The 17,608-nt window shown below is 65.4% G+C and carries 11 protein-coding genes; 5 read left to right on the forward strand and 6 right to left on the reverse strand.

Going from position 1 to position 17,608, the window contains the following annotated elements; all coding sequences use genetic code 11:
• Positions 1 to 122 precede the first annotated feature (122 nt).
• Together BCO18175_RS13010 and BCO18175_RS13015 are read left to right on the forward strand one after the other, a co-directional pair.
• A complete protein-coding gene (locus tag BCO18175_RS13010) occupies positions 123 to 449 on the forward strand; it encodes a carboxymuconolactone decarboxylase family protein (protein WP_174917006.1) in 327 nt (108 codons plus the stop codon).
• Positions 450 to 500: 51 nt separating this feature from the next.
• Positions 501 to 1,508, forward strand: coding sequence for an aldo/keto reductase (locus BCO18175_RS13015; protein ID WP_174981262.1), 1,008 nt, complete (start codon positions 501 to 503; stop codon positions 1,506 to 1,508).
• A gap of 97 nt (positions 1,509 to 1,605) precedes the next feature.
• On the opposite strand, the gene BCO18175_RS13020 is transcribed toward BCO18175_RS13015, so the two are convergent.
• Complete coding sequence (locus tag BCO18175_RS13020; protein WP_039369627.1) at positions 1,606 to 1,839, reverse strand: hypothetical protein; 234 nt, start codon at positions 1,837 to 1,839, stop codon at positions 1,606 to 1,608.
• 207 nt (positions 1,840 to 2,046) lie between these two features.
• The gene (locus tag BCO18175_RS13025) at positions 2,047 to 2,946 is read right to left on the reverse strand and encodes a hypothetical protein (RefSeq protein WP_174917008.1); all 900 of its coding nucleotides are present in this window, start codon (positions 2,944 to 2,946) and stop codon (positions 2,047 to 2,049) included.
• 78 nt (positions 2,947 to 3,024) lie between these two features.
• Between BCO18175_RS13025 and BCO18175_RS13030 the strand changes: the two genes are divergently transcribed.
• A complete protein-coding gene (locus BCO18175_RS13030) occupies positions 3,025 to 3,363 on the forward strand; it encodes an XRE family transcriptional regulator (protein WP_174917009.1) in 339 nt (112 codons plus the stop codon).
• A 697-nt stretch (positions 3,364 to 4,060) separates the two neighbouring features.
• Here BCO18175_RS13030 and BCO18175_RS13035 read toward each other — a convergent pair.
• Both BCO18175_RS13035 and BCO18175_RS13040 read right to left on the reverse strand, forming a co-directional pair.
• Positions 4,061 to 4,636 carry a hypothetical protein gene (locus BCO18175_RS13035; protein WP_174981264.1) on the reverse strand — a complete coding sequence of 192 codons (576 nt, stop codon included), beginning with the start codon at positions 4,634 to 4,636 and terminating at the stop codon, positions 4,061 to 4,063.
• A 689-nt stretch (positions 4,637 to 5,325) separates the two neighbouring features.
• Positions 5,326 to 6,015: an alpha/beta fold hydrolase gene (locus BCO18175_RS13040; RefSeq protein WP_174981267.1), complete on the reverse strand. Its 690-nt coding sequence runs from the start codon at positions 6,013 to 6,015 to the stop codon at positions 5,326 to 5,328.
• A 289-nt stretch (positions 6,016 to 6,304) separates the two neighbouring features.
• Here BCO18175_RS13040 and BCO18175_RS13045 point away from each other — a divergent pair, with 289 nt between their 5' ends.
• Positions 6,305 to 7,519 (forward strand): MFS transporter, encoded by a 1,215-nt coding sequence (locus tag BCO18175_RS13045; RefSeq protein WP_174981270.1) that lies wholly within the window; start codon positions 6,305 to 6,307, stop codon positions 7,517 to 7,519.
• Positions 7,520 to 7,553: 34 nt separating this feature from the next.
• Here the strand turns inward: BCO18175_RS13045 and pbpC are convergent, their stop codons facing one another.
• Positions 7,554 to 9,968, reverse strand: coding sequence for a penicillin-binding protein 1C (gene pbpC, locus BCO18175_RS13050; RefSeq protein WP_174981272.1), 2,415 nt, complete (start codon positions 9,966 to 9,968; stop codon positions 7,554 to 7,556).
• Between the two features lie 54 nt (positions 9,969 to 10,022).
• A complete protein-coding gene (locus tag BCO18175_RS13055; RefSeq protein ID WP_174981275.1) occupies positions 10,023 to 16,019 on the reverse strand; it encodes an MG2 domain-containing protein in 5,997 nt (1,998 codons plus the stop codon).
• 285 nt (positions 16,020 to 16,304) lie between these two features.
• Here BCO18175_RS13055 and BCO18175_RS13060 point away from each other — a divergent pair, with 285 nt between their 5' ends.
• Positions 16,305 to 17,573, forward strand: a complete 1,269-nt coding sequence (locus tag BCO18175_RS13060) for a lipoprotein-releasing ABC transporter permease subunit (RefSeq protein ID WP_174981277.1) — start codon at positions 16,305 to 16,307, stop codon at positions 17,571 to 17,573.
• The last annotated feature ends 35 nt before the right edge of the window (positions 17,574 to 17,608 follow it).

Consider the following 17,608-nt stretch of genomic DNA (forward strand, 5'->3'; position numbering starts at 1 on the left):
GCGCCGCCCACGCGCCGCGATTCATGAATCGGATCGATAAGTGCATGCGGATTGCCGGGGATTATCGATAAGCGCCTCGGTGGCTACCATCTTCGGTGTTCCCCACCCTCCCGGAGCCCTCGATGTCCGAACCGACTTCCGCCGCGCGCAAAGCGTTCGGCGCCATCGCCCCCGCGCTCGCCGACTACACCGACAACGTGCTGTTCGGCGACGTCTGGCAGCGCCCCGGCCTGTCGCCGCGCGATCGCAGCCTCATTACGGTCGCGAGCCTCGTGTCGCTGTATCGCGTCAACGAACTGCCGTTCCACCTGAAGAAAGCGCTCGACAACGGCCTCACGCGCGACGAGCTGGTCGAAGCGATCACGCACCTCGCGTTCTACTCGGGCTGGCCGACCGCAAGCTCGGCGCTCACGATCGCGCAGCGCGTGTTCGACGAAGCCGGCGTGTAAGCGCGGCGTCCCTTCATTCAACCGGCGGGCACGCGCCCGCATGGAGCCTCCATGGATTACCGCTATCTCGGGCGCAGCGCGCTCAAGGTGTCGCCCCTGTGTCTCGGCGCAATGATGTTCGGCGGCGAGACCGACGAAGCGACATCGGCGCGCATCATCGACAAGGCGTTCGACCAGGGCGTCAACTTCATCGATACGGCCGACGTCTATCACGCCGGCCGCTCGGAAGAAGTCGTCGGGCGTGCGATTGCGCCGCGCCGCGACAGCTGGGTCGTCGCGACGAAGTTCGGCTTTCCGGCCGGGCCGGACGCCGGGCCGAACCGGCAGGGCCAGTCGCGCAAATGGATCGTCGAATCGGTCAACGCGAGCCTGAAGCGGCTCGGCACCGACTACATCGACATCCTCTATTTCCATCGTGCGCTGACCGACGCTCCGCTCGACGAAGGCATGCGCGCAATCGCCGACCTGATCCGGCAAGGCAAGGTGCGTTACTTCGGGCTGTCGAACTTCAAGGGCTGGCGCATCGCCGAGATCGTGCGGCTTGCGGACCAGCTCGGCATCGATCGCCCGGTCGCAAGCGAACCGCTGTACAACCTCGTCGATCGCACGGCGGAGATCGAACAGCTTCCGGCCGCCGCGCACTACGGGATCGGCGTCGTGCCGTACAGCCCGCTCGCGCGCGGCGTGCTGACCGGAAAATATGCGGTGGATGCGCAGCCGCCCGCCGATTCGCGCGCCGGCCGCGGCGACCGTCGCATCCAGCAAACGGAATGGCGCGCCGAATCGTTGCACATCGCGCAGCAGGTGGCCGCGCATGCGGCCGCACGCGGCACGACGTCGGTGGCGTTCGCGCTCGCGTGGGTCATGAAGAATCGCATCGTCAACTCGACGATCGCGGGGCCGCGCACCGAAGCGCACTGGGACAGCTACATCGACGCGTTGAAGCTCGAACTCGGCCCGGATGACGAACGGTTCGTCGATTCGCTCGTGCCGCCCGGGCACGCATCGACGCACGGCTATACCGATCCCGGCTATCCGGTCGAAGGCCGCAAGGTTTGAAGTCGGAGCAGGATGAGTGAATGACATGCCGGGCGCGATGCCCGGCAAGAAGATGAACGCGCGTCGCCCGACGCGCGAACACGTGGAAGCGGCTGGATCAGTTGTCGTGCGCGGTTGCGTCGGCGCTGACTACGCGATCGAAGAATTCCTGCGCACGCGCCAGCTCGTCGAGCGCGCGATCGAGGCGCGACATCGCGCGTGCATATTCGGCCGACGAAACGTCGTCGTCGCTTTCGCCGCGCACGGCGCGAAAGGCCTGATCGACGTTGCGCGTGGCTTCGACGAAACGTTGCGCAGCCCGGGCTTCCCGCGAACAGATGTGGGTCGACATCGACACTTCTCCCTCAGGATTGCAGTGTGAAGCACGCCGACGCTCAGTGTGCGTGGTGCGCATGTCGGCGGCGTGAACCACGACCCATCGATTGTCGACGCATCGGCCGCCGCGCAGCGCGCTTCGTGCCGATTGTCTCTCTGCGCTCGCCGCTCCGCTATGGCGAGATTGCAACAAATTCTTGCGCGATCCGCTGCGCGCGATTCGTCACGCGCGCCCGATACGTGGATGTGCGAGGCCCGCGAACGCAGCCGCCTCACCCGGCGACAGGTCGAACAGATCGCCGGTGAGATCACGCGGATGCTCGGCCGCCTGCCGATTGCGCAAGCGCGCGACGTGCGTGGGCGCGACATACGCGGCCGCCGTTTCGATCGGCGGCACGTCGAACAGATCGCGCGTGACACCGCGCACGGCGTCCGTCGGTGAACGGCCGCGCAAGCGCGCGACGAGTTCGACGAAGCGATCGAAATCGCCCGCGCGCGTGGCCTTGTTCACTTCCGCGAGATCGCGTGCCTTCAACACGCACGGCTGCGCGAGCCGCACGAAATACGGTGCCTCGAGCTCGACCGACAGCGCGAGCGGATAGCTCTTGCCCGTCTGCTCCTTCGCGCGCCCGACGCAATCGACCACGGCCGCACCCTGTGCGGCGCCGAGCGGCTGGCCGGTGCTCACGCTGCGCAGGTGATCGGGAAACACGCGCAATTGCGTGCCGACCGTCAGCGCGGTGGATGACGCGCACACGAGCGCGTAGTGCTGTTCGCGGCGCCGGCCCGACGGCAACGTCGAGCGGCTGGCGATGAACGTGTGCGGCGGCAACGGCCGCACCTGCCCGCTTGCATCGACCCATGCATTCCACAGCAGCATGTCTTTCCGCTCGCCTGCGCGCGGGCGCGACGCGACCGGCGAAAACAGCGCGAGCAGCGAGCCCGTGCGATGCGCGGCGACTTGCGCACTGCTGCCGAGCGGCTGGTTGATGCCCCACAGAAAACGCCCGCCCCCGAGCCGGCGCTCCCATTCCTTGCGGAGCACGACGGTCGGCAGTTCCTCGCCGGACTCGGTACCGATCTTGGTCCAGCAGAACGTGGGTGGGAGGTGTTTCAGTGTCATCAACTTTCTCGGGATACAGCCTCGCTGGTGACAGCAAGCCCATTCAACAGCCATAACTGTATAGGTATAATGCATCGCATGGAAGCCCCGGACCAAGATTTTCCCGTTCAAGACCTGTTGCGCCGCCTGACGGCAGATACACGCTCGTCCAGCGAAATAGCGCGACTTTCCGGGGTCAGCCAGCCAACCGTATCGCGCCTGAGGTTGTCGAACGGGCATCGGCTGCGCCGCAGCGCGCCATTCAATAAGCTATGCAGTTTCTACGGTGTCGATACCGGGCCGTCGCGCCGCCAGTACAACGACCTGCTGCGCGACGCGATCGTCGACGCGTGGGATGGGTCGGATGAGCACGGGCGCGCGCTGCTGGTCGTGATTCAGGGGTTGAAGGGGCTGCAGGCGAAGGTGGATGATGGGTGATGGGGCGGGCGTTGCAGGTGCACGGGTGTGTTGCCGCCAACGGTAGCTTGCCGTTATCTGCTAGTCGCTGATGCCGAAGTGCAAAAGCCAGCGTCCGTGTGCGCTTGACAGTACGACATCGTGCCACGTGCCCTCATACCAGAACGGTGGACTGGAGCGAACCTCATCGACTGACAGTTCGCCAGGCACCTCAAGAGTTTCATCTAGGACAAACGATGCGACGTTCTGGCGGACCCATGCTCGACGCTCGCCGAGTTCGGGCGAGCAGTGGGTCTGGAAGAACCATTGATCTACAAGTGAGTGAAGTACGTCCCTCGGAGTCCCCGAGATCTGGCTTGCGGAGCTATGCCAATCGCTTGCTGGATGGGGCCTCTTCGTGTGCCGATTGACGATCGACTCGAAATACCTGGCTAACGCGTCGTTCAATGTTGAGTGCGCTGGGTAGCTCGATCATTCATACGAACAGTCGTGATCGGCCCCTTGGTTAAGCAGGGCAACAAGCTCAAGGAGTTTGTTCAACCCGTCGAGCTACATGTTCGAGACATTGGTTGGTCGAGGAACAGTCAGCCTATCTCAAAGCGGCTGGACGCCAGCGGCAGGTTCCGGCCGGCTGTTGCCCGATTCGCTCGGCAGTAGTCGACCCACTGCTGCCGTTCGGCCCGACGGCGTTCGAACGGCAGCGACCGAGGTATAACGGTCAATCGTGGCTTTCGCGGTGCCCAAAGATTTTTTTCCCCGCAAAGCTCTCTTGCACACCTTGCTCGCAATTCGGCGGACACTTTACTACGCCGTCCGCGCTCTCGCCTGACACGGTGACCGCTCTGTAGACCACGGATTCGATGAACGTCCCGTCGGCAGCGACGACGATGTTCAGATCAGTCTCGACGCCGGCCGGCACGGCTCCGCCGGTGGTATAGACGGTTTTCATGGTGCCTGTGCAATCGGAGTTCACCGTGTAGGTGCCGCTCTGGTGCGGATTGAACGTAGTCTGCCCTCCTTTCGGTAGGCCGCCGATAACCCCGAAGTCGGTGCGTGAAAAATGGCTCGTACCGTCGAACGTCACCAGCGCGACGTCATCGAGGATCGACGGAGCAGCGTATGGATGCACCTTGCCATCGGCACCTATCAATCCAAGAATCTCTCCGTGACCGATAAACTCAAACGCTCCCTTTAGCATTGCGTTCGAGCAAAGGCCGTCGGCCTGCGCGGCACCACTGAGAGATAGAAGGGCAACAGCTGTTGCAGACAAAACGCTGAGACGCTTGCTTTTCATGTTCATCTCCAAGTATTAATCGGTCGCTTAACTTGATTAAGCGGGGAGGCTTGCTTATTTAACTGACCGAACCGTATGCATCCGTTAGCAGGAGTCGAAAGCTGGCACGATTTCGTTTGGCTACTATTGGTTTGCGAAATCCCTTGTCGCTAAATTTCAAGATTTTTGTGGCGATATACGACCGGCTTCAAATGGCGTGCCACGCAATGCCCATTGATTGCCAATGGACAAGCAAACGCGCGGGCATGACGTCACCCGGCCCGCGGGATGGCCGTACAGGCGAGCGGATGCCTGAAGATGGAGACGTAGGGTGTCTAGGCCGTGCGCGTGCAGCAAGTGTCCATAGTCGTCGCCTTCCTTCCCTTCGTTATCTACCGACTGTCCCGGACACAAAGCAGGCACACGACAACCTAGTGAGCAGGACTTTTCGTTATTGATCGAACATAGACGCACGATTGCGGGATTACAAGGCAACGTTAAGTTATTTTGGCAATAAAAAAGCCAATGAAATCCGCGTAATTTCAGACATGTCAATTAGGTTGCGGTTTTTTGAAAAAATCATCTTATTATAAGAATAGAGGCAGACGGGACTCCATCGGATTGCGCGAGAACGACGATAGTTCACGTGCACAGAACCGGACGAATACAGTTCCACGCAATCGGATATGTAACCCGTTCCCACGCACGATTCAACCAAACATCGACTCCATCAACCACTCGCGCACAATCGCCGTGCATAGCGACGGCCGCTCCAGGGTGGGGAAATGACCACACCCTTCGATCGCTTCGAATCGGGCATGCGGCATCAAGCCGGCGATGCGCCGGCCGACGTCGACGGGTACGAATTGGTCAGCAGCACCCCAGATGAGCAACGTAGGAACCTTGCTCGACGCAAGCGTCGACCAATGATCCGAGCGCGTCAGTGTGGCGTCGGATTGTCGTGCAAACAATTCCGCGCCGGCATCGCGAGCCATTTGCGTGAACGCAGCCCGTGACGTGCCGTCGTGCGCCGGAATCGCCTGCTCGGCAAACTCCGCAATGACCCGCTCGTGCTCTCCGGCGCGAATTCGCCGGCTGGTGGCACGAACAGCGTCTGGATTCGGATGAGCACTCGGCTGACAGTTCATCAGCCAGAGCCCACGAACGCGATCCGGCGCTCTCGCGAGCACTTCCATCGCGAGACAGCCGCCGTATGCCGTACCCACCAGAATGAACGCACCGCTTGTCGATGCCAGGAGCCGCTCGGCACTCTCGGCGAATGTCGAATGCGCGAGTATCTTCACGGTCGGTGAAGCAAGATCCTTCAGCGCTTCGACCTGATCCGCATACATGCGGCCATCGCACGGCATCGCCGGCAAAAATATGAGCGGTAGCAACATCAGAATGATTCAAGCTGGTAGTTGATAGCGTTTCGAAACCATCCAACGTAATCTTGGTCGACTTCGAGTTTCTGAACCCAAGCTCATCAGCAACGACATGTACTGTGCAGAAGAAAATCGACTTGACTGTACATTTCATCCCGCTTTTACCTAAAACACAATGCCTTCCAGGCTCAGGATCAGACAATCCGGAAGAGCCTTCGGCACGCCATATGTGGGCACAAGACGATTAAAGAAATCCGGCCCGCTCGAGGCATCACGGCGGCGATAAAAACGGGACGCCAATTCCATGAACACATCCGCCGACCAGCTTCCGTCATCGCTTGGCGCTGCCACGTTTGTTCCATTCCTCCTCGCGAGCATCGCACTTGCCGCCGCATACGGCGCCAGCTTCCTCCTTTCCGAACATCTGCGTCAGAGCGGCCTGAATCCATCAATGGCCGGCGCGGTGATCTCGACCGGCATCCTGACCATGATCGTCAGCTCCGTTGTCGCCGGATGGGTAGCACAACGAATCGGCTTGATGTCGACAATCGTGGCGGCCGCTGCCGTCATGGCGCTTTCCATGCTCGCGTTCAGCCTGGCAGCGCACGATATGAGGATCGCGTTCATCGGCGGCCTGCTTCTGGGAATGGGATGGTCGGCCTTTTATATACTCGCGCCGCTTCAAATCATTCATCACCTCAGGCCCTCGGCACGGATCAAATACCTGACCTTGCTCTCGGGCGGCCAGATGGTCGGGCTGGGTCTCGCGTCACCGGCCGGCCATTTCATCGCCAGCCGCTTCGGGTCGTACGCCATCGTCTACGCAGGTCTGGCATGCCTCTGCGTCATTGCAGCCGTCGCATTTTCAGTTGTCCGAAAACGGGCGGAACGCATACCCCACCCGCAGGCGGATGCAACCGGCCTGACAGTCGCGCGGGTCGCCGAGATCCTGCGCCATGTCACCCGGCTGCCGATCATCATGATCGGACTCGCCGCGTGCACCTTTTCCGCGCTATCGAATTTTCAGACAATCTATGCGGAGTCGCGACACCTGTCGCCCGATCTCTTTTTCGTGACATTCACGTTGACCACCGTCTTCTGCCGATTCACGCTGGCGCAGACGATCAGCCGATTGCCGGTCCGCAAGCTCGCGTTCACGCTGTTCGCCATGACACTCCTGGCACTGGTCCTCTTCGTGTCGAATCCGGGCAGCGAAATCCTGTACGTGATCGGCTCGTTCGTCTTCGCGATCGGCTACGGACTCAGCTACTCCACGTTGAACGGCATGGCGGTCAATCTCGCCAACGAAAAGGGATTGTCCGCATCGGCGAGTTCCCAGGTCTTCACGATCGCCTACTTCACAGGCCTGTTCGGATTTCCGTACATAGCCGGCGTATTGGTGACCCACGGCGGCGTGAACGGGATGATCGTCGTCACGATCGCCGTCGTCGTCGTCAACTTGCTGATGCTCACGCACACGAGTCTTCGCCGCGAAAACGCGCAGATCGCGGCACGTTGACCGCGAACGCGCGATACGGGTACCGATACCGCGCCTATTGCTCCAACCCGACTGCCAACGGCCGCTGATCGCTCCGCCCGTGATCGTCGACCACCCGCACCGTGTAACTGCCGGCCGTCCCCGGCTGCCAGAACAGCGCATCGCCCGGCGCGCTGCGCCCGACAAACGCATCGTTGACGAACCAGTACAGCGCATGCGCGCTCGCATCGGCCGTCGCGTTGAACGCGATGCGCGTCTCCTCCGTACGCTTCACGCGCATCGCATACGTGCTGCCGCGCAGCGGCGACGTGATGCGCGGCGGGTCGCCCTCGACCTGTCCCGCGTCGCGGCAGTCCGCGTTCTGCGGCGGCCGCCGGCGCGGAATGCCGGCCTGCACAAACACCTGCTGCAGATCCGACGGCCAGAACTCGAAGATCTCCGTATGCGTGCGCTTGCCGTCGTACGGCGGGCACGCGGCCTTTCCCGTCGCATCGTCGATCACGACGGGCCGGTGCACGGTGCTCACGCGAATCGGCGACGTGCCCGGAATGAACCATGTCCAGCCCTGCTGCGGGCACCATTCGTTCGGCAATTCACCGCTCGCGAGGCAGATCCGCACGCGCTTCAGCTTCGGCGGCACCGCGCGCGGCGGCTCGACGAGCGTGCGTTCGGCATTCAGCGCATCGACGACCTGGAAGAACAGCGGCGCGGCTGCGTCGACGCCGACGAACGCCGTATTGGTCGAGTTGTCGAAATTGCCGACCCACACGACCAGCACGTACGGGCCGAACACGCCGGCCGTCCACGCGTCGCGGAACGACCATGACGTGCCGGTCTTCCAGTAGACGGGCACGCTCGACGGCTGCGCGCCGCTCGTCTCGTCGGGGCGCAAGTGCTGGCGCAACATGTCCATCGTCATGTAGCTCGCCTCGGCGCTGAGCAGGCGCCGGCCGGGCAGCGCCGGCTCGTCCGCGCGCAGCCGCAGCGGCCGGAACTCGCCGCGATTCGCGAGCATCGCGTAGAGCGCCGCGAGATCCTGCATCGTCACTTCGCCGCCGCCGAGCACGAGCGCGAGCCCGTAGTGCTGCGCGCTCGCGAGCCGGCGCACGCCGGCTTCCTGCAGGAACCGGTACAGATCGGGCGACTTGAGTTGCGACGCGACCCACACGGCCGGCACGTTGCGGCTGCGGTTCAGTGCATCGGTCGCGGTGATCGGCCCGAGGAAATGGCCGTCGAAATTCTCCGGCGCATACGGGCCGAACGCGGTCGGCACGTCACGCAGCACGGTCTGCGGATGCAGCACGCCCTGGTCGAAGCCGAGCGCATAGATGAACGGCTTGAGCGTCGAGCCCGGTGAACGCCGCGCGAGCGTGCCGTTCACCTGCCCGTCGATCGTGCGGTCGAAGAAGTTCGCGGAACCGACGAGCGCCTTCACGCCCATGTCGCGCGTATCGACGAGGATCGCCGCCGCGTTGCGCACGCCGCGCGTGTCGTTGCGCGCGACATAGCGTGCGATCTGCCGTTCGAGCGTGCGTTGCAGGTCGAGGTCCAGCGTCGTCACGAGCCGCGCGTCGGCGTCGCTGTCGTTCGCCGCCGCGCTCGAGGTCGTACGCCACGCGCTGCGTGCGGCCAGCGCCTGGTCGACCGCATGCGGCGCATCGAACGGCAGCGCGGACAACGGCCGCATCGCCAGCGGCAACGCGAACAGCGGCTTGAACGATGCATCGCCCGGATGCTGCGTCAGCCAGCGCGCATACAGCCGGTTACGCGACGCGGCCAGCGCGCGGTTGATCTCGTCCTGCCCGCCGCGCACGCGCCGCGCCGGGTCCTGCGGAATCACCGCGAGCGCGAGCGCCTCGGGCAGCGTCAGCGCGTCGGGCATTCGGTCGAAATAGACGACGCTCGCGGTGCCCGCGCCTTCGACATTGCGGCCGTACGGCGCATCGTTCAGATACGCTTCGAGGATCTGCCGTTTCGAATAGAAGAGTTCGAGCTGCACCGCGCGCGCAACCTGCTCGAGCTTGCCGGCCGGCGTGCGCGTGTTCAGCCGCCACAGCGAGCGCGCGAGCTGCATCGTCAGCGTCGAGCCGCCCTGCGGATTGCCGCCGCGCACGTACGTGATCCACGCGCCGCGCGCGAGCCCGTACGGGTTGAAGCCGGGGTGCCACCAGAACCAGCGGTCCTCGTGCAGCATCACGGCTTCGACGAGTTGCGGCGACATCCGGTCGAGCGGCACCCACAGCCGGTAGCGGTCGTCCTTCGCGAGCGTGAGCCGCAGCAAGCGGCCCTGTGCGTCGGCCACCGCGACCGACGACGGCTTCCAGTCGCGCAGCGGCGGGTGCGGCCACAGCCGGCACGCGGCCAGCGCGCCGAACACGAGCAGCGCGCCGGCGATCCAGTTCTGCCAGCGATGCAGCCAGCGGCCGGCGCCGCGCAGCGCGCGCCGGAGCACCGAAACGTCGTCAGCCACGCGCGGGCGCTCCTCGCACCCGGCGCTGCCGGCAACGCCGTTGCAGCCGCATCGTCATCGCACGCGCTCCACCGTCAGCGTCGTGCCGCCGGGTGCCTGCGCCTGCACGCGGCGGTCGTACATCGACTCGCCGTATGCCGGCGGCGCGATGAAGCGGCCCGCGTTGCTCGCCTTGATCCGGTAGACGAATTCGCGCACGTCGGTCGTCGCGGTGCCGTAGATCACCACACGATCTTCACGCACGTCCGCGAACTGCGGCTGCCACGTGGAACCCTTCACGCCGATCGGCGAACGCCACGGTGCATCGGCCACCGGTGCCGACGCGCCGCCATCGCCATTGCTGTCGCCATCCTGCGTGTCGGTGACGGGCGGCGGTGCGATCACCGGATCGAAGCCGCCCGGCAACAGGTCGACGATCGCGATGTTGCCGACGTTCGCCGAGCCCGTCGCACGGATCTTCACGTGCACGTCGATCTCCTGGCCGAGCGAGATCTTGTCGAGCGGCTTGCCGTCCGTGTCGGTGTAGTCGCGCACGATCTCCAGCCCGTTCTTGATCGCCTTCGTCGACGTGCCGCGGTCGTAGCCCGACTGGCTCGTGATCCACCACGCGGGCAGCGCGCTGCCGTTCACGAAATCGACGCGCGACGCACCGGCCGACCACGTGCCCGAGCGCACGAGGTTCGCCTGGATCGACGACACGTCCTTCGGCGCGGCGCCCGCGCGCACCTCGTCGATCGCGAGCTGGTCGAGCTGGCCCGCGCTCGACGCCGCATACGCATCGAGCGCGAGGATCGTCATCGCCGACGACAGCGTGTTGTAGCGGTTGTCGACGAGCGGCGCGGCGAGGTTGTCCATCGCGCGCGGCGACAGCTTGCGCACGCGCTCCGGGAAGTGCTTCGCGATCAGGTACAGCACGCTCGCGTCGCGCGTCAGCGGGTCAAGGTAGTAGCCCGTCACGTAACCGCCGTCGGATGCGCGCTTGCGCTCGAGCAGCGCCTGCGGGCCCGCGATCAGCGCGGCAGCCTCCTTGTCCTGCTTCAGCAGCTGGTACGACGCGGCGAGCCACGCGGCCGCGAGATCGTTCTTCCAGTCGTTCGGATACGCATCCTGCAGCCGCTTCTGCACGGCCGCGAGGCTGTTGGTCGTCACGTTGCCCTGGCGCGTCAGCAGATACACCGCGTACGCGCGCTGCCGCAGCAGGTCGAGCGAGCCGAGCGAATCGTTCGCCGCGAGCTTCTGCAGATACGCGTTGCCCGCGTCGAGCATGTCCTTCGGCACCGCGATGCCGCGCTCGCGCGCGTCGAGGAGCACGTGCATCGCGTACGCGGACACGAACGGATCGGCATCGGGCGTCGCGCTCCACAGGCCGAACCCGCCCTGCGCGTTCTGCCGCCCGCGCAGCATGCCGAGGAACTGCGTGATCGCCGCTGCGTTCGTTGCGTCGGCACCGGCGTCGGTCGCATGCATCGCGCTCGTCAGCGCGCGCACCGACAGCCACTTCGCCGCGAACACGCGCGGCACGGCCGCGCTCACCATCTGCTCGCTGCAGTAGTGCTCGAAGTTGACGAGATACGACGACAACCCTTCGGACAGCACGAGCGGCGCGGTCGAAATGCTCGCGTCGCGCGATGCATACGCGTCGTACATCGAGCGCAGGTTCGGCACGCTTGCCTTCTTGCCCGGATCGAGCCGCGCGATGTCGAGCTGCGTACGGAACGCGGCGGCCGGCCGCACCGACACGTCGACACGCTGCTGCGCCCCCTTCGCGCCGTAGCGCGCACCGAACGACAGCGAACCCGAGCCGAGCGTGTCGGTCGCCTTCACGCGGAACATCGCGACGCCCTCGTGCTGCGGCGCGAGCGCGACGTTCTGCGTGGCCGGCCCGATCACCTGCAGCTGCGGGCCCGTCTTCAGCGTGACCGCGACCGGCACCGGCTGGTTGCCGACACCCGTCAGGTTGTTCGCGACGCCGACGCTGACGTCGGCCTCGTCACCCGGCGCGAGCGTCGTCGGCACGTTCGGCGACAGCACGAAATCGCCGCGCACCGTCGTCGCGCCTTCGAACGTACCGACCAGGTCCGGCGACACCGACACGGCCATCACGCGCAGCTTGCCGTTGAAGTAGTCGGGCACGGTGTAGCTCAGCCGCGTATCACCATTTACGTCGACGATCCCCGACCAGTAGACGACGGGCTTGTCGCGCTTGCGCTTGAACGGGTTCAGCTGCCGGCCGATCGCATCGTCGGCGTCGCCGCCCGGTGCGGCCATCGCCATCAGCTTCTCGAAGTCCGGCAGGATCAGGTCGAGGATCTGTGACGTGCCGACTTCGAGCATCCGCTTGCGGAAGAAGAACTTCAGCGGATCGCCGAGCTTGTAGCGCGCGACCTGCAGGATGCCCTCGTCGACCGCGAACACGACGACCTTCGCGGGCTTCGCCGAATGCACGGTGAAATTCACCGTGTCGCCGGGCTTCACGAGCGCCGGCGCATCGACCGACACCGCGTTGCGGCGCGCATCGAGGTTCACCGAGAACGGCACGACGCCGTAGCTCAGCGGGCTCATGAAGATTTCATCGGACGACGGATCGCGGATGTACTGCACGTTGATGTAGCCGTTACCCTCGAAGCCGGCCGGCACCGTGATGTGCTGGATCGAGCTCGTCGTGTCCGCATGGAACCACGCGTGCGCATACACCTTGTCGCGCTCGATCGTGATCAGGCCGCTGCCCGCATAAGGCGCGCGAATCGCGATCTCGACCTGCTCGTCCGGCTTGTAGTCGTGCTTCGCGAGCGTCACCTGCAGCTCCGCGTTGCGGTCGAGCGAACGCGTGACGTTCGCATCGCCCGTGACCGAATACTCGATCCGGTTCACCGCGGCGCCCGCCGCGTTGCGGATCACGAGCGCATAGCTGCCCGGCTTGTCGGTGCGCAGCGTGAAATCGAGCCCGCCCGCAGGTATCGTCAGCGGCTTCTCGTCGACCGGCACTTCCTTCAGCCGCGAATCGTATTTGTACGCGCCGGAATCCTGCTTGGTCAGCACCGACACGTAGCGCTCCTCGACGAGCTGCGCGCGCAGGTCCTTCACGTCGATCGCCTTCGCATTCGGATCGATCGCGACGAGCCGCACCGTGCGCGGGCTGCCCCGCTTCACGTAGCCGAGATCGTCGACCGCCTTGTAGCCGACGAGCCAGTCGTTGTTCGACACGAGCGCCTGCGCGTTCGCGGCGACGTTGCGCCCGCCTTCCGCTTCATAGGCCTTCGCCTGGAAGTAGAGCTGGTAGGTTGCGTCCGCGTACTTGTCGAGATCGAGATCGAACTCGGCATGGCCCTTGTCGTCGGTCGTGCCGTCCTGCAGCGTCGTCGTATAGCCCTCCTTCGCGCGGCGTGCATCGAAGAAGTGATAGCCCTGCCAGCTGCGGAACGACGGCCAAACCGGACGCAGCGTCAGCGTCGCCGCGACGCGGCGCTTCTCCGCCGGCGTGCCGAACAGGTTCTGCGCATCGACGACGCCCTTCAGCCCCTTCGGCTTCACCCACCCTTCGACGACCTGCTGCGACAGCTTCGCGTCGACCTTCATCCGGTCGGGCAGGAACTCCTTCACCTGCACCGTCGTGCTGCCGATCGGCTCGGCACCGGGCTGGCCGTCCTTGACGATGTACAGGTTGACCGTCCACGTGCCGGTCGGCGCCGTTTCGGCCATCGTATAGCCGAGCTCGGTGAAGCCCGTCGCATCGACCGTCACCGGCTTGCGCTCGACGGTGATCCCGCGCGGGTCGACGATCTCCGCCTGCAGCGGCACGCCGGCCGGGCTGCGCGCCCAGCTCGCCGCGCGCACGATCAGGCCGATGTGGAACGGATCGCCGGGCCGGTACAGGCCGCGGTCCGAGAACAGGTACGCGGACAACTGCCCCTGGCCCGTCGCATTGCGCTCGCCGTCGACGTCGAAACGCGAGAAATCGAGCTGGCGATCGCGGCCGGCCACCGGCAGGAACGACAGGTCGGTGTCCTTCTTCACGACATACAGCTGCGGCCGCTTCTCACGGTCGAGCCCCTTGAACGCGGGGAAATGCACGATGCCGTCGGCGCCGGTCGTCTGCGTGAACAGCGCCTGGCCGTTCACCGCGAGCACCGATACGGTCGCGCCCGCAACCGGGCGGCCGTTGCGGATCGACTGGACGAACACATCCTGGCTGCCGTCCAGCGCCTTCTTGACCAGCATCCCGAGATCGGTCACGACGATCAGGCGCGTGTCGCCGAGCGCGCTGTCGCTGTCGTTGCCGTTGCTGTCGCCCGAATCGGCGTTGTCGGACTGATCCTGGCTGCCGTCGCCGGACGATGCGTCACTGTCCTTCGCATCGTCAGCTTTCTTCTTCTCGGCCGCCGGGTCGTACTTCGTCAGGTGCAGCAGGAACACGCCGCGCTTGCCGCCTTTCAGGTACTGGCCGAGATCGATGCCTTCGTAATGCGCCTTGCCGGGGTCGCCCGCCGGGAACGCGCGCGTCTGCACGAAGCGCTCGACGATGTGATCCTCGCTGAACGAATACGACAGCTCGGGCCGCGCGTACGTGCCGTTGTTGAAGCTCACGAGATGCTGGAGCTGGTCGGGCAGCACGCGGCCGATCTCGACCTTCATCCCCGGCAGGTTGCGCGACACGACTGACAGCCGCTTGCTGCCGCTCATCGACAGCAGCGAACCGTCGGCCATGAAGCGCAGCAGCTTCGGATAGGCGGGCACCGTGAACGCGGTCGTCACCGGCTCGGCGAGCAGGTAGCCGCCCGCCGATTTCAGGTCGCCCGCGAAACGCACGACGATGCGATCGCCCGGCGTCGCGTGATACTTGAAGCTTTGCAGCGTTGCGTAGTCGTTCTCGGTCGGCACCGCGTCGAGCGGCAGCGGCTTCGACTGCTTCAGCACCGCGTCGCTGATGTCGGCCACGTTCCATTCGTACGGCGGATCGTCGTCCGACTGATCGACGCCCGGCTTGCGCTTCGGCAATACCCACGCCTTCGCGCGCGCGGCCAGGTCGGCGCTGCGCACGCCGTCGGACGCTTCCGCGACGAGTACCTGCTCGGGCTCGTAGCGCTCGTTGTCGACGAGCGTCGGCGCGATGTTGGCGATCGACAGGCTGTAGAGCCCCGGCACGCCGACCGACGCATGCAGCACGTCCGACGTGCCGTTGCCGCCGCGTGCACTCTTCACTCCCTTGTCGACGTCGAGCCGTGCCACCAGCGGATCGCGCGGAATCTCGAGCGGCTGCGAGTACACCCACGCGCTCGTCTTCATCTTGTCGTAGTTGACCGTGTAGCGCAGCGGCGTCGAATTCTTGCCGTCGCGGCCGACCAGCACGAGGCCGATGCGCTTCTCGAACTCGGCCGGATCGACCGGGTAATTGAAGCGCAACTGCAGCAGCGCCTGCTTCTCCGCCGGATTGTCGGGGTTCTGGTAGAACTCATTGTTGCCGAACGTCGCAGCGAACGCCGGCAGGTCGAAGGCGAAACGGTCGTCGTGCATCGTCACCTGCGGCGCAAACACCCGGTGCACCGCGAAACGCACCTCGACGTGCGCGCCGACCGGCCAGTCGGCCGCCGGCGTGAAGCGCAACGTCTTGTCGTCGACCCACGTCCATGCGCCCTTCAGCGCGGGCGTCATCTCGATGCCGTCGCCGGCCGGCTTGCCAACCTGTTCGATCGGTGCGGCCGATTGCGCGAACACGACTTCGAGCGGATGCACGGTGATCTTCGGCTTGTCGGTGTCGTCCACCTCGTAGGTGGTGATCGCCGGCGCCTTCACGGTGAAGCTGACGGTCTCGGGCTCGGGCGGCTTCGGGCGGTGCTTGAACCAGTACCCGCCATAGCCGAGCGCGGCCGCGAGCAGCACGAGGCCGCCGGCATGCCACGGACGGCGGCGCACGGCCGCGGCGGTGACGCCCATCCACGTGGGCGCCGTCCACGATACGTCGCCGACCAGCGGCCGCAGCGCACAGCCGAGCAGCCACCAGACGAAGCCCGCCACGCGAATCGGCAGGAGCAGCAGGAAGCGCAGCAAATCCATTGTTATTTCCTTGTCAAGGACATGCTGCCTGGTGCGGCAACCTTCCCCGAATTGTTATGGGTCTGTGACGGCGCGGCCCGGTTGCGCCGTAGTACTTGGAATATTCGACCGGATGCTGGGCGCCATTATCGATCAGACCCGAAACGATGGAAATATCGGTGTGCCGTCGCGCAACGCTGCCGGATAACCGGCCGGTCGGGCGGATTTCGGTCGTCCATGGCGCAACCTCTGCGCACGGCGGCACCGCGTTCGCTAGAATGCGCGGCTCGGCAGGATCGAATCGAAATGAAAGGAAACCGCTTGAAACTCCCGTTCGAATGGCAGATCGGGCTGCGCTACGCGCGCGGCGGACGGCGCTCGGCCGACGACGGCTTCGTGTCGTTCATTGCCGGCGCCGCGATGGCCGGCATCGCGCTCGGCGTCGCCGCGCTGATCGTCGTGCTGTCGGTGATGAACGGCTTCCGGACCGAAGTGCGCGACCGGATGCTGTCGGTGCTCGCGCACGTTGAAATCTTCTCGCCGACCGGCGCGATGCCCGACTGGCGGCTCAGCGCGCACGAATCGCTGCAGAATCCGGCCGTGCGCGCCGTCGCGCCCTATGTCGACGCGCAGGCGCTGCTAACGAACGCGGGCAGCGTGACGGGCGTCGCGCTGCGCGGCATCGACCCCGTGCTGGAGCCGCGCGTGTCCGAGATCGCGCGCAAGCTGAAGACCGGGCGGCTCGACGCGCTCGTGCCGGGCGAGATGGGGATCGTGCTCGGCTCGGCGCTGGCCGACGCGCTGCACGTGAAGATCGGCGACCGCATCACGTTCTTCGCGCCCGGCAACACCGCACGCATCGGCGACGCGCTGCCGCAGTTCCGGCAGTTCAACGTGGTCGGCACGTTCGAGTCGGGCCACTACCAGTACGACAGCGCGCTCGCGTACATCCATATCCGCGACGCGCAAACGCTGTTCAACGCGCGCGCGCCGACCGGCATCAGGCTGCGCCTCGACGATCTGCAGCGCGCGCCGGAGATCGCGCTGGCGCTGTCGCGCACGCTGTCGGGCGACCTCTATATCCGCGACTGGACGCGGCAGAACCGCACGTGGTTCGAAGCCGAGCGGCTGCAAAAGCGCATGCTGTCGCTGATCCTGATGCTGATCGTCGCGGTCGCCGCGTTCAACCTCGTGTCGTCGCTCGTGATGACCGTCACGCAGAAGCAGGGCGACATCGCGATCCTGCGCACGCTCGGCGCGCCGCCCGGGTCAGTCATGAAGATCTTCGCGATCCAGGGGATGACGATCGGCCTCGCCGGCACGCTGGCGGGCGTCGCGCTCGGCTGCGCGATCGCGGTGAGCATCCCGTGGGTGCTGCCGGCGGTCGAGCAGCTGCTCGGCATCCGCTTCCTGACGCCGTCCGTGTACTTCCTCAGTTCGCTGCCGTCGAAGCTCGCGGCGACCGATGTGATCGAGATCGCCGCGGCCGCGTTCCTGATGTCGTGCGTCGCGACGCTCTACCCGAGCTGGCGCGCCGCACGGGTGCGGCCGGCCGAAGCGCTGCGCGACGAATAGGCGCACGGCGGCCGGCGCGCGGCTCCGCGACGCGC

Source organism: Burkholderia lata (assembly GCF_902499335.1).
Taxonomy (GTDB): Bacteria; Pseudomonadota; Gammaproteobacteria; order Burkholderiales; family Burkholderiaceae; genus Burkholderia; species Burkholderia lata_B.